Origin of the sequence: Nodosilinea sp. FACHB-131, assembly GCF_014695395.1 — a bacterium.
Classification (GTDB): domain Bacteria; phylum Cyanobacteriota; class Cyanobacteriia; order Phormidesmidales; family Phormidesmidaceae; genus Nodosilinea.
In genome coordinates, this window is record NZ_JACJOF010000016.1 from 46,673 (window position 1) to 60,302 (window position 13,630).

At 50.2% G+C, this 13,630-nt stretch carries 10 protein-coding genes; 7 read left to right on the plus strand and 3 right to left on the minus strand.

The window, feature by feature from the left end; all coding sequences use genetic code 11:
• Positions 1-339 precede the first annotated feature (339 nt).
• The 4 genes from rffA to rfbA all read left to right on the plus strand — a co-directional run bounded on the left by rffA (position 340) and on the right by rfbA (position 4,940).
• Positions 340-1,500, plus strand: coding sequence for a dTDP-4-amino-4,6-dideoxygalactose transaminase (gene rffA / locus H6F75_RS10360; RefSeq protein ID WP_190752264.1), 1,161 nt, complete (start codon positions 340-342; stop codon positions 1,498-1,500).
• A 66-nt stretch (positions 1,501-1,566) separates the two neighbouring features.
• On the plus strand, positions 1,567-2,778 hold the full coding sequence (locus tag H6F75_RS10365; protein WP_190751850.1) for a glycosyltransferase: 1,212 nt from the start codon (positions 1,567-1,569) through the stop codon (positions 2,776-2,778).
• Positions 2,779-2,891: 113 nt separating this feature from the next.
• On the plus strand, positions 2,892-3,968 hold the full coding sequence (rfbB, locus tag H6F75_RS10370; protein ID WP_190751852.1) for a dTDP-glucose 4,6-dehydratase: 1,077 nt from the start codon (positions 2,892-2,894) through the stop codon (positions 3,966-3,968).
• A gap of 57 nt (positions 3,969-4,025) precedes the next feature.
• Entirely contained in the window at positions 4,026-4,940 is a 915-nt protein-coding gene (rfbA, locus tag H6F75_RS10375; protein WP_190751854.1) for a glucose-1-phosphate thymidylyltransferase RfbA, read from the plus strand.
• Between the two features lie 165 nt (positions 4,941-5,105).
• Here rfbA and H6F75_RS29000 read toward each other — a convergent pair whose 3' ends face one another.
• From H6F75_RS29000 to H6F75_RS10385, 3 genes are read right to left on the minus strand one after another with little or no spacing between them, the layout of a single operon-like run.
• The gene (locus H6F75_RS29000; protein ID WP_242019872.1) at positions 5,106-5,429 is read right to left on the minus strand and encodes a universal stress protein; all 324 of its coding nucleotides are present in this window, start codon (positions 5,427-5,429) and stop codon (positions 5,106-5,108) included.
• 60 nt (positions 5,430-5,489) lie between these two features.
• Positions 5,490-5,969 carry a universal stress protein gene (locus tag H6F75_RS29005; RefSeq protein WP_242019874.1) on the minus strand — a complete coding sequence of 160 codons (480 nt, stop codon included), beginning with the start codon at positions 5,967-5,969 and terminating at the stop codon, positions 5,490-5,492.
• Entirely contained in the window at positions 5,966-7,405 is a 1,440-nt protein-coding gene (locus H6F75_RS10385) for a SulP family inorganic anion transporter (RefSeq protein WP_190752266.1), read from the minus strand. The genes H6F75_RS29005 and H6F75_RS10385 overlap by 4 nt, the downstream gene beginning before the upstream one ends.
• Positions 7,406-8,225: 820 nt before the next feature.
• Here H6F75_RS10385 and H6F75_RS10390 point away from each other — a divergent pair.
• The 3 genes from H6F75_RS10390 to H6F75_RS10400 all read left to right on the plus strand — a co-directional run bounded on the left by H6F75_RS10390 (position 8,226) and on the right by H6F75_RS10400 (position 13,613).
• Positions 8,226-8,816, plus strand: a complete 591-nt coding sequence (locus H6F75_RS10390; RefSeq protein ID WP_190751856.1) for a TetR/AcrR family transcriptional regulator — start codon at positions 8,226-8,228, stop codon at positions 8,814-8,816.
• Positions 8,817-8,961: 145 nt separating this feature from the next.
• Positions 8,962-10,230: an efflux RND transporter periplasmic adaptor subunit gene (locus tag H6F75_RS10395; RefSeq protein WP_190751858.1), complete on the plus strand. Its 1,269-nt coding sequence runs from the start codon at positions 8,962-8,964 to the stop codon at positions 10,228-10,230.
• Between the two features lie 110 nt (positions 10,231-10,340).
• Positions 10,341-13,613, plus strand: coding sequence for an efflux RND transporter permease subunit (locus H6F75_RS10400; RefSeq protein WP_190751860.1), 3,273 nt, complete (start codon positions 10,341-10,343; stop codon positions 13,611-13,613).
• Positions 13,614-13,630: the final 17 nt, after the last annotated feature.

Genomic DNA, 13,630 nt, shown 5'->3' on the forward strand with positions numbered 1-13,630 from the left:
CTGAGGTAACTTTGTACATCAATTCTTTTCAAAGTAACTAGCGCTTTTCTGCAACACTTCTAGCTGCCATCCTTTTTAAGCATTAAAAATTTCTCTTTGAGCCAAAGCTGAGATTTAAAAAATGTCTTGAAGTTCAAACTACTAATCTAATCTCATCAGCAAAACTAAAATAGTGATCTGTGTCACGATACGTGAAATTCTCAACTATTTTTTGAGATTGATGCTATCAACGCTTTGTTTTGGGTACTTTCTAGGTACGAGCTTTTGGGTAGATCTCTTTTGACGTATTTCCTTCACAGCACCTATTTCATTCAATAAATACTCGTGAATTTACACAAAATGATATCTCTACCTCAAGAGCAAGCAATTAAAAATATCCCTTTCAGCAAGCTGAGCACCAATGGAGAAGAGCTTCTCCATATTAAAGAGGCAATTCTCAGTGGTTGTATCATAGGGGACGGCCAATACACAAAACTGTGCCAAACATGGCTAAAAGAGCATATCGGTGCAGAGAAAGTGTTGCTAACTCATTCATGCACAGCAGCCCTAGAGATGGCTTTTATTCTGGCTGGTATTGAACCAGGTGATGAAGTAATCATGCCATCTTACACATTTGTTTCCACTGCCAATGCTGTCGTTCTTAGGGGAGGTGTGCCAGTCTTTGTTGATATTCGACCAGATACTCTGAACTTGGACGAAACTAAGCTTGAGGCTGCAATCACAACTAGGACAAAAGCGATCGCGCCTGTACATTATGCTGGTTTAAGTTGTGAAATGAACTTGATCCTAAAACTAGCTGATCAGTACGGGCTTCAAGTCGTTGAGGATGCGGCCCAAGGGATCTGTTCTAAATATAATAATCAGCCAGTTGGAAGCTTTGGAAACATGGCTGCCTTTAGCTTTCATGGCACAAAAAATATTGTGTCAGGGGAAGGGGGAGCACTAGTCGTCAATGATTCTTCGCTAGTAGAGCGAGCGGAAATAATTTGGGAGAAGGGTACTAATCGCAGTCAGTTTTTTCGAGGTGATGTGGACAAATACACATGGGTCGATATTGGTTCTTCTTATCTGCCTAGCGACATTCTTGCCGCCTTTTTGTGGTCACAACTTCAACATGCTGATAGCATCATTCAGCGCCGGTTAGCTATCTGGAACCGATACCACCACGCTTTCGAAGCGCTTGAGAAGGACTACAAGGTACGGCGTCCTACCGTTCCTCAGTTGTGTCAGCATAATGCCCATATCTACTATCTCCTAGTAGATAGTTTAGAAACTCGTTCTAAAATCCTTACCAACCTAAAACGCTATGGTGTGCAGGCGACCTTCCATTATGTTCCCTTGCATAGCGCTCCAGCAGGACAGAAGTACGGTCGGCAATCAGGTGAGTTAACAGTTACGGAGGATATTTGCGATCGCATCGTGCGACTGCCTCTCTTCGCCGATATGACCTTTGAAGAAGCAGACTCCATTATTTCCTTAGTTCATCAAACGTTGCTTTGAAAGCTATAAAGCTAACTTAGCACTGCATGAAAACCCTTTAAATTTTTTTAAGAGAGTGATTTTTAGATGCGACTTTTAATCGTTAACTTTGCAGGAGATATTCGCACGGATTTTCACCGCCTTGCTTCTGGAGGTGACGAAACTTATTACGCTCAAAAGTATTCTCTTGAGGCCTACGCAGGGCTTAAAAAGTATGCAGATAAAGTTGCAACCCTCGTTTATATAACGCAAGAAGCCTATAACGTGGTATTACCTAACGGTGTTCAAACAATTGGCTGCGGGTTTCATGAGCACCACGATATTGACGTCAAAACAATAATTCAGCTTATTGAAGAGTATAATCCAACTCATCTAATCCTGTCTCTATTTGATACGGACGTTTTGAACTGGGCCGTTAGTCATAATATCCCAACACTTACGACATTCCTTGGAACAGCTCCTACCCGAAATACCAGTGTTCTGCACAGAGCAGTCCGTAGAATCAAAAATCAGAAAATTGTCATGCTGTTGAACAAACCCGTTATTCAGTGGATTGGCAGCTATGGCATTAATTCATCGCGCAGACTCCAGCGATTAGGAGTCAGGCCGGAAAAAATTATCCCTTGGGACTTTTTGGTTGATTCTGATCCTGGAAGCTTTTCACCTAAGCCGTTGTCTTTTAATAGAAAAAACTGGAATTTATGCTACGTCGGCAATATCTGCGAAAGCAAAGGGGTTGGTGATTTACTTAAAGCAGTTAAGAGATTGAAAGAAAAGTCCCTACCTATCCATCTTGATATAGTAGGTTCGGATCATTCAAACTTTGCTAAAGACCTTATTTCAAAACTTGGTATACAAGACTGTGTGAATTTGTTGGGTTTTGTTCCCAACCATACGGTTGAGCCTTTGATGAACCAAGCTGATTTAGTCATTGTTCCCAGTCACCATACATATCCGGAAGGATTTCCTTTGGTTATTCATCATGCATTAAGGGCTTGTACTCCTATCGTTGCCTCTGATCATCCAATGTTTGAAGGGTACCTACAGCATGGTGTCAACGCTATGATTTTTCCTGAAGGTAATGTTCCAGCGTTGTCAAGCTGTATTGAGGAGGTGTTGACCAACGCGGAACTCTATGAACGTATTTCTAAGAATTCTCACGAGACTTGGCATCAACTGCGCTTGCCTGTGAAATGGGCTGATTTAGCTAATCAATGGCTTAGTCAAACTCCGAGTACTCAACAATGGCTAGCTAGCCACAGTTTGGCTAAGATTAACAAGCAGATGGCAATAGTATGATTTTGGCGATGTCGTAACTGCTTTGAGCAGATCAGTCTTCAGCGTAGTATAGGCGATCGCGTCCTCTTTCAAATCTTTAAAATCCCTTGTTCTTTAATGCTAGTGAATAGCGTATGAAAACTTTCTTAGTTACTGGTGGATGTGGTTTTATTGGTTCTAACTTTGTTCTTAAAGCCCGACAAGAACAATGGGCTAACATTATCAATTTAGATCAGCTAACCTATGCTAGTAATCCAAATAGCCTGGACGGCTTGAAGAATGATCCGGGCTACCAGTTTATTCACGGAGATATTGGCAATCTTGAATTGGTTTCCAGTATTCTGCTTCGTTATCGTCCTGACGCCATTTTGAATTTTGCTGCAGAGAGCCACGTTGATCGCTCTATCGTTGGGCCTGAAGCGTTCATTCAGACTAATATTCTAGGCACTTTTCGACTACTAGAAGCTACTCGCAGCTATTGGAATGAACTGTCGCTAGAGAGCCAGAGAGCGTTTCGTTTCCTCCACGTTTCCACCGATGAGGTTTATGGTTCTCTTGGCCCTGAAGATGCACCTTTTTGTGAAACTACTCCCTACGCACCTAATAGTCCTTACTCCGCGAGTAAAGCAGCATCGGATCATTTAGTTCGAGCTTATCACCACACCTATGGGCTACCTACCCTTACCACTAACTGCTCGAATAACTATGGCCCCCATCAGTTTCCAGAAAAGCTAATTCCTCTGACTATTCTTAATGCTCTTAAGGGTAAACCACTGCCGATTTATGGAAATGGCCAAAATATTAGGGATTGGCTTTATGTTGAAGACCACTGTGATGCGATTCATCAAGTTATTCAACAAGGAACTGTAGGTGAAACCTATAACATTGGTGGTCTCAATGAGAAAACTAATCTTTCCGTAGTTGAATCCATCTGCACTTTGCTAGATGAGCTGGCACCCAAAGCTAATATTAAACATGCTTCATTGATTACTTTTGTCAAAGATCGCCCTGGACATGACAAGCGCTATGCCATTGACTGTAAAAAAATTCATGCTGAATTAGGTTGGGGGCCCAAAGAGAGCTTTGATAGTGGTCTGTTAAAGACCATTAAATGGTATCTCGAGAACATTGACTGGGTTAAACAAGTGCAATCCGATGATTACCATAACTGGATTCACAAGAACTATTTCAGTCGGTTGGTTAAAAACTAACAGAAATTCTGACAAAAACTTCCATCAATAATCTTATAAACTTTTGGAGTACTTCTTATGAAGGGTATCATCCTGGCTGGTGGAACTGGAACTCGTCTCTACCCCCTCACGCTGACTGTAAATAAGCAGCTTATGCCTGTTTATAACAAGCCGATGATTTATTATCCTTTATCGGTGCTGATGCTAGCTGGCATTCGAGAAATTCTGGTGATTTCTACCCCTGGCTCGCTACCTTTGTTTCAACAGTTATTTGGTGATGGTAGTCAATGGGGTTTGCAGTTTAGCTATATGGAGCAACCCTATCCCGGAGGCGTTGCCGAAGCTTTCATCCTTGGTCGCTCATTTCTAGATGGTGAGCCAGCTTGTTTGGTTTTGGGCGACAACATTCTCTACGGCGATGGCTTGGGAGGTCTGCTGCAGCAGGCCGCTCGACTGCAACAGGGAGCTTTAATCTTTGGGTACCAGGTTGCGAATCCACAGCACTATGGTGTAATTGAGTTTGACCAAGGTGGGCGAGTGCTTGGCTTTGAAGAAAAACCTCAGTTTCCCAAATCGCCTTATGCTATCCCGGGTATCTATTTCTATGACTCTCAAGCCTGCGATCTAGCGGCTACGCTAACGCCTTCTGCACGGGGAGAGCTAGAGATTACTGACCTAAACCGTTGTTATCTTGAACAGGGAGAGCTTCAGGTTGAGCTATTGGGCCGAGGTTACGCGTGGTTAGATACTGGCACTCATGAATCTCTTCACCAAGCGTCTAGTTTTATTCAAACCTTAGAGGAACGCCAGGGCCTAAAGATTGCTTGTGTGGAGGAAATTGCCTATCAGAAGGGCTATATTTCTGGCGAACAGCTCTATCGCTTGGCGAAACCACTGACCAAAAGCGATTATGGTGCCTACCTCATGCAGTTGATAGACGACAACTCGTATTATTCTATCTCGGCGAAAGTGCCTGCTTTAGAAACCGTCTAACATGACGGCGACTGATGCGGTGAGCAAAATTGCTTATAAGCCGTCTATTCACTCCTTCTCTGAAGGAAGATTTCTTTTTGAAGATAGATTCAAAAACCTAGAATAGCTACAGTTCTAATTTTTAGTTTGCATAGCCTGTCAAAAGTTGAATTAACGCCGCTCAGCTCACCTAAATAGCAGCACTGGAACTTGACTGTTTTTCAGTAGTTGAGTTATAGTGCTGCCAATAGCTGCGTGAAGAATTTGACGATGACTATGGGCACCTATCAGTAATAGGCTAATGCTTTGCTCTTGAATGTACTGAGAAATCAACTTTTCGGGTTCCCCAACAAGAATATTTATCACGGGCTCAATGCCAGCTTGGTGTAGCAGCGACACTGCTTCGGCCATGCACTCGGTCGTGGTGATGTCTGACTCAGCCTTGGAAACCATCAGCAGATGAATTCCAAGAAAGTGGAGACTGGGAATGTTAGCCAAAAAGGTGAGCATGCGCTTTCCAGTAGGGCTGCCGTCGTAGGTTATTAACAGCCGTTCTACAGGCACAAATTCCTAGGGTGTGACTAAGCAGGGTTTAGTGCTGCTGCGCACGATGCGATCGACATTGGTGCCTAGATGTTCTGGGGTAAAGTTTGCTGATTCCCCTTGCTTACCAATCACAATTAGTTCAGCGTCGGCTTCTAAGCTTTCTAAGCAGTCAACTAAAAAACCGGTTTTATGGAGTAGCTGTACTGACTTAATCCCATGGTTGGTGAGGGTCCGTTCGGCATTGGCCAGAATTAGTTTGGCCTGTTGGTGATTGCGCTTGGCCTGTTCGTGTTCTACTTCTACTAGCTTTTTAAGTAAGCTGTCTGAAGCTCCCAGGCCAATACTGCCGCTGAGATCAGTGGTTTCTGCGATGACTTCGCCTCGACTGTCGCTAACATATAGGACGTCTATGCTGGCTCCTAATTGATTGGCAAACCAGGCTCCGTAGTGATAGCTGCTCTGGGCAAACAGGGAGCCGTCTGTACACAGTAGGAGGCGCTTCATAAATGGCTTTCGGGTTGCGATTTGAGTAGAGATTGATTGAGTTGATTATGGGGAGTTAGCTTTTCGAATAGGGTAGCGCTGGCCTCGTTTAGGCCTACCACCTCCACCTCCGCTCCGGTCCGGCGAAATTTGTTTGCCACTTTATCTAAGGCGGCCACAGCTCCTTGATCCCAGAGGTGAGCGTGGGTTAGGTCAATGGTGATGCGATCGACAAATTCATTAAAGTCAAAGGCTTCTACAAACTCATCGACAGACACGAAAAAAAGCTGCCCCGATACGCTATAGATTCTGTGGCTACTATCATCGTGCAGCACCTTGTCAACAAATACTAGCCGGGCAATTTTGCGCGAGAAAAATACTGTGCTCATCACAATGCCTGTAGCTACCCCCAAGGCAAAGTTGCGGGTAAAAATGGTGACTAACATAGTGGTCAGCATTACCGCTGTTTCGCTGCGCGGAATGCGCGCCATGTCGCGAAACGAAGCCCAACGAAAGGTGCCAATTGAAACCATAATCATTACTGCCACTAGGGCGGCCATGGGCATCTGACGCACCCAACCACTGAGGGCGAGAATAGCAAACAGTAAAAACACTCCAGCGCACAGAGTAGACAATCGCCCTCGCCCGCCTGACTGTACGTTGATCACTGATTGGCCGATCATGCCGCAGCCAGCCATGCCGCCGAAAAAGCTGGTGATGATATTGGCAATACCCTGTCCCTTAGCCTCCCGATTCTTGTCGCTTGACGTATCGGTTAGCTCATCTACAAGTGATGCGGTGAGAAACGAGGCTAACAAGCCTACTACTGCCATAGTTAGGGAGTAGGGCAGCACAATACGTAAGGTTTCGAGTGTAAACGGTACTTTGGGTAGGGCAAAAATGGGTAGGGTGGTGGGCAACTCGCCCATATCGCCTACGGTAGGCACTTCGATGCCTAGGGCAATTACTGCTGTGGTCATTACAAACAGGGCGACTAGGGGCGAGGGCACTGCCTTAGTGAACCGAGGCAGGCCATAGATAATGACTAGAGAAAGGGCCGCGATCGCATACACTGCCGGCGGGACATTGGTGAGCTGGGGCAGCTGGGCCAAAAAAATTAGCACTGCTAAGGCGTTAATGTAGCCTACCATCACTGCCCGAGGCACATAGCGCATCTGGCGCCCCAGTTTCAGCACCCCAAAAATTACCTGGAAAATGCCGGTTAGGAGAGTAGCCGCCAACAGGTACTCTAGTCCCCAGTCCCGCACTAGATCAATCATCAGCAGGGCCATAGCCCCAGTGGCAGCTGAGATTGACCCCGGGCGTCCACCTAGAAACGCAGTGGTGACCGCAATAACAAACGAGGTGTAAAGCCCTACCTTAGGGTCAACTCCAGCAATGATCGAAAACGCGATCGCCTCCGGTATCAGTGCCAGTCCTACCACTGCCCCGGCCATAATGTCTGCCTTGGGGTTAGATAGCCACTCTCGTCTCACATTGCGAGGTTTTGGTCGTTGAAGCTTAAGACTATGAATATTCAATTTGCCTCCCCATAACCCACATAATCATCAAATGCTTTAGGCCAAATGCCTGCCCAGAGCGCCGACGAACTGGACAACCCCTCGCGACTTCGTTTTGGGCGTTGGATTTTAAGCCGTCCTAGCAAACCTGAGCTAGCTAGACGACTCACAGTCAAAGTATCGAGACAAGACAACCAAAAGACCTGATAGCGAAATGTTGACCTTGCCAACAGATTTTGCACCGTACTGTTTTCCCGTACTTATTAACGAACGAACCTACACTTACTCTTGCCTTTCAAAAGCTTGCCCTTCCTACAGAAATGCTCTACAGCGAATGGGCTGTCCGCCAACAATCTTGGGAAAAGGCCTAGAAGGCCTACAGCTAGCGGTGTGCGAATGATTAAGTAAGTCCTTAATCCATGCCCATGTAAGGTGAAATCTGAACCAATGTCCAGGCTCTAAACAAAATTCACACATTTATAAGGAAAAGCAACACCTAAGCATTAAAAAATGCGACCTTGCCCTAGTCCGCTTACCACAACTGCCTAGCTTTATGGAAATTGTTTTGCACCGGAGTTAAGGGGGCGGCAGGCCACCGGCAAAACTGCAAGAACACCCATAGGTCACCAGGTCCAAAGGGTTTACAAGGCAGAATAAAGGGGCTATTGTTTTTATACCGATCGTCCAACATAAAATTTGCGGTGATGGGATAGGCTTTTGAAGCTGCTTAGAGGTAGGCCGCAGCGCCTGAGCGTGTATGCCCAAAATCGTTGACCATGACGAGTACCGCAGGGAGCTGTTGAACCAATGCTTTGATCTATTTGCTGAAAAGGGCTACGCTGCGCTGACCATGCGCCAAATCGCTCAAGGCCTAGGGGTGTCAACAGGTACGCTTTATCACTACTTTCCCAGTAAAGAAGGGCTGTTTGAACAACTGGTGCGTGAAACTACGCTACAAGACATTCAAAGCGCGATCGCCGTTGCGAGCCAAGAAAAGTGCGTCTTGGGCCGCGTAGAAGCCGCCCTAGAGTATGTCGCTCAAAACGAAGACTTCTTAAGAAAGAAGACGCTGATTTGGATTGAGTTTTATCAGCATCAGCACCGAGAGAGCGGTGTCCCAACCGATGTATTTCATGAGGTTTGGCAAGAGAGCGAGCAGCAGGTAGCTGCCCTGCTAGGACTAGACGATCCAAAGTTGGTAGGTTTTCTCAGCTGCGTAGTAGACGGCATTTTGCTGCACCGCATCTACGAACCGCAAAGCTGCTCGTTTCGTGACCATGCCCGTTTGCTAATTGACCTGTTAAAGCTCTACCTTACCGACGGAGGTTCGCTACGCTCGCTGAATTGAGCAACCCTGATTTTTCGACACATTGGAGAGGGCGGGACGTCGTCTGTGAGCCCAAGCGGTGACGACGCCATGACTCCAAGTTCTCTGAATTACTATTAAGCAATGGCATCCGATGTCTAACCAGCACTCAAAGTTTAGTTATCCTATGCTGCCAGTGAATACTCGTCGATCGCGGCAGGTTTTGGGGGCCGCCCTCACCCTGTCGCTAGCTGTAGCGGCCTGTAGTCGACCGGCACCAGACGCTATGACCGGCCCCCCGGCGGTGCAGGTGCAGGTGCAGGAGCTTCAGCCCGGTACCTTCGAGGAAAGCTCTGATTTTGTTGGGGCTTTGGAGGCTGAGCAGCGCATTGAGCTCAAACCAGAGGTTGAGGGCCGCGTCACTCAGGTGCTAGCCGACTCTGGCAGTGCCGTTGCCAAGGGGCAGCCCATAGTGCAGCTCAGCACTAACCAGGTGCAGTCTGAGGTGGCGGCGAATCAGGCGGCTGCTCAGGCAGCTGGTTTTGGGCGCAATGCTGCTCAGGCCCAAGTCGATGCGGCTCAGGCAGAGTTAGCCCGTGCCCAGGCTGATGTCGAGCTAGCCACAGCTGACTTTGGCCGCACCGAACGCCTGGTGGGGGCCGGAGCGCTGAGCCGTCAAGAGTTGGACAATGCCCGAAACCAGCTAAACGTTGCCCAGGCTGCCCAACGCCAGGCCTCAGACAATGTGCGAGCTGCCCAGGCTCAGCTACAGCAGGCGCTCTCAACCTTTGAACAGGCCCAGGCTCAGGTGGACGTCAGCCAGGCAGATGTTGGCTTCAAGCAAGTAGTGGCTCCGGTGGCGGGCTTTTTGGGTGATGTGTCACTCAAGGTCGGTGACTATGTACAGGCAGGGGACACCCTGGCCACCATTACTCAGAACAGCGCCCTGCTTTTGCGCATTCAGGTGCCGACTACCCGAGCCAGCCAGTTGCGAACGGGCATTCCGGTAGAGCTGCTTAGCCCTGACACGGGTGAACCCCTGGCTACGGGAAGCGTCAGCTTTATCTCGCCTGAGGTGGATGGCGAGGGTCAATCGATTTTGGTCAAAGCTCGCTTTCCTAACGAGGCGGGCAATTTGCGCGATGGTCAGTTTGTGCGAGCGCGACTGATCTGGAGTACTACCGCTACGCTGCTGGTACCCACGGTGGCAGTTACCCGCATCGCCGGGCAGAGCTTTGTGTTTGTGGCCACCGATCAGCCTCAGGAAGACGGTCAAACCCTGCGGGTAGCCACTCAGCGACCGGTACAGCTTGGGCCAATCCAGGGAGGAAACTACCAGGTGATTGAGGGTCTAGAAGCCGGAGACGAGGTAATTGTGACCAACATTCTACAGCTGCAAGACGGCAGGCCGATTGACTCTAAGGCCCAGGCTTCAGCTACGCCCTCGCCTGATTGACGAAACTATTTGCTGCTTGACGACTGCTCGGCGTCTGCGTGGCGCAATTTGCAAAGCGATTTCTCAGGAATCAAAGCTCTTCTACCCCCTAAGCCCCCGGTATTTCACCCATGGCGCTGTTCTCCATTGCTGACAACTTTATTCGTCGCCCGGTGCTCACTACCGTGTGCACCCTGCTAATTGTGATGGCAGGGGCGATCGCGATTCCGCTACTGCCCATCGAGCAATTGCCCGAAATCGCGCCCCTACAGATCTCGGTAGCGGCCAACTACACGGGAGCCGATGCTGAGACCGTAGAAAACAACGTCACTACGGTGCTGGAGCGTGAGATCAACGGCGTGGAGGGGATGGAGTTCATCACCTCCAGCAGTACTAACACTGGCCAGAGCAGCATCAACGTTGTGTTTCAGCCGGGACAGGATAAAGATTTTGCTCAGGTGAATGTGCAAAACCGAGTGTCTCGGGCTGAGCCCCAGCTGCCGCCGGAGGTGAGCCAGCTGGGGGTAACGGTAAACGCCCAGTCGCCTAGTATTTTGCTGGTGTATCGCTTCTTTACCGATGACGATCGCTACGACACACTGTTCCTGAGCAATTACGCCGATCTATTCATTCTCGATGAGATGAAGCAGATCAACGGTGTGGGTAACGCTGAGGTGTTTGGGGCGGGTCGTTATGCGATGCGCCTGTGGCTTGACCCTACTGCCTTAGCAAGTCAGTCGCTCACCCCCGGTGATGTGGTAACAGCCCTGCAAGAGCAAAACGTGCAGGTGGGAGGCGGCTCAGTTGGGGCACCGCCGGTGGACAGCAGCCAAGCTTACCAGTACACGGTGCGGTTGCCCGGTCGCCTAGAGGAGGTGAGCGAGTTTGAGAATCTAGTGGTGAAGGTGGGCGAAAGCGGCAATCTGGTGCGACTGCGGGATGTCGGTCGGGCTGAGCTAGGTGCCCAGGACTACAGCTTTGATGCCAAAACGGGCGGCAAGCTAGCAGCCGGTCTGCTGGTATATCAGCTGCCGGGCAGTAACGCTCTACAGGTCGCTCAGGCCGTGCGCGATCGCATCGCTGAACTTCAGGCAAGCTTTCCACCGGGTCTCAGGGCCGAGCTGGTGTTCGATACCACTGACTTTGTGCGGGTATCCCTCGAAGAGGTGCTGATTACCCTGGTAACAGCGATCGTCCTGGTGTTGCTGATTTTGTTTATCTTCTTGCAGGACTGGCGGTCGACTATCATCCCGGCGATCGCAATTCCCGTCTCGCTGATCGGCACCATGGCCTTTTTGCTGGTATTCGGATTTTCCATCAACACCTTGACCCTGTTTGGCTGCATTCTGGCCTCGGGCGTGGTGGTGGACGATGCGATCGTCATTGTGGAGGCGATCGCTGCCAAGATTGACCAGGGCATGCGCCCCCGCTTAGCTGCCCTCGATGCTATGCAGGAGCTGGCTGGAGCGGTGGTGGCCACCAGTCTAGTGCTGATGGCGGTGTTTATTCCAGTGGCGTTTTTCCCGGGCAGCACCGGCAAGATCTACCAGCAGTTTGCTCTTACCATCGCCTTCGCTATTTTGGTGTCGACGTTTAACGCTCTCAGCTTTTCGCCTGCCATGTCGGCCCTGCTGCTGCGACCAACGCCTCCCGGCCCACGCAGTAGCCTCTTGGGGCGGTTCTTTGATCGCTTCAACATCTTCCTGGGGTGGATAACTGAGCGCTACCGACGCTTGGTGCGAGTGCTGATTCGGCTGCGCTATGGGGTGTTGGCACTGTTTGCCGTGGGCCTGGTGCTAATGTTCTTCATGCTGCGCTTGGTGCCCACGGGCTTTGTGCCCGAAGAAGACCAGGGCTATTTTCTGGGCATTGTGCAGGCCCCTGACGGGGTCTCGCTGGAATACACCAAGCAGGTCATGGGGCGGGCCGATGAGCTAATCTCCCAATTTCCGGAGGTGACTAGCACCTTTATGCTGTCGGGGTTTGGCTTTGACGGACCATCGCCCAATCGGGGGGTATTTTTTGCCACCCTGGCTCCCTGGGAGGAGCGGCGTGGCACTGAGTCGACCGTCGCGGGGTTATTGCCCAAGGTTAATGGAGCGCTATCTGGCATTCAAGAGGCGCTAGTAATTGCCTTTAACGCTCCACCCGTGCCGGGCTTTAGCCCCACAGGTGCGCTGGAGATGCAGCTGCAAGACCGCAGTGGCAACCAGATGACCATCGACCAGTTTTTGGGCAACGCTTACGAAATTATGGGACTGGCTAACCAGTCACCCGCCTCCATGGGGGTCTTCACTCAGTTCACCGCCAGCTCGCCCCAGGTGCAGGCAGATATTAACCGCGATCGCCTTAAGGCGCTCGATGTGGACATTAGCGAGGCGCTGAGTACTGTGGGCACCTATCTGGGGTCCCGCTACGTCAACGACTTTACCAGCGGTGGGCGCAACTACCGCGTCTATGTGCAGGCTGAGCAAGAAGCCCGCAACGAACCGTCTGATGTCAATAATATCTACGTGCGATCGCGTCAGGGTACTATGGTGCCCCTAGGAGAGGTGGTCACTCTGAGCGAGGTGGTCGGCCCATCTACCATCAACCACTTCAATCTGCTGCGATCGATCAAGCTAGAGGGGATGCCCGCGCCGGGGGCTAGCTCCGGCCAGCTGATCGCGGCTATGGGTGATGCCCATACCCAGGCGGCGCTACCAGTCGTAGCTCAGGACTGGCAGGGCACTGCCCGCGAAGAAATTGCCTCTGGCGGCCTCTCAACCGTGATCTTTGGCCTTGGGGTGCTGGTTGTGTTTTTGGTGCTGGCAGCCCAGTACGAGAACTACATCGACCCGATTATTATTTTGCTGACGGTGCCGTTGGCAATTTTGGGGGCGCTGGTGTTTCTGTTTTTGCGCGGGCTAGAGCTCAATGTCTATGCTCAGGTAGGGATGGTCATGTTAATTGGCCTCGCCAGCAAAAATGCCATTCTGATTGTGGAGTTTGCTAACCAGGCCAGAAGTCAGGGTTTGGGATTGGTGCCTGCTGCAATTGCCGCCGCCGAGCAGCGATTTCGCCCAATCATCATGACGGCGATTTCATCACTGGTAGGCTTCTTTCCGCTGCTGATCGCCACTGGGGCGGGTAGCGCCAGCCGCTGGTCGGTCGGCTACACGGTGTTTGGGGGGCTGCTGGTAGCGACAGTGCTGAGCCTGCTAGTAGTGCCGGTGCTCTACGTGCTGCTTAAGGGCCTAGAAGACCGGCTGTTTCGCGTTGGGCCAGGGGCACCGCCGACTGCGACTACCTCAACCAACTTCAGCAACGACGGCTCTCGTTCCCTAGACGAAGACGAGGCCATGGCACCGATGCGATTTGTGGAGCAACCCCCCCGGGAATCGCAGGGGGAGAACCCTGCTTAGGGCTGCGATCGCGATCA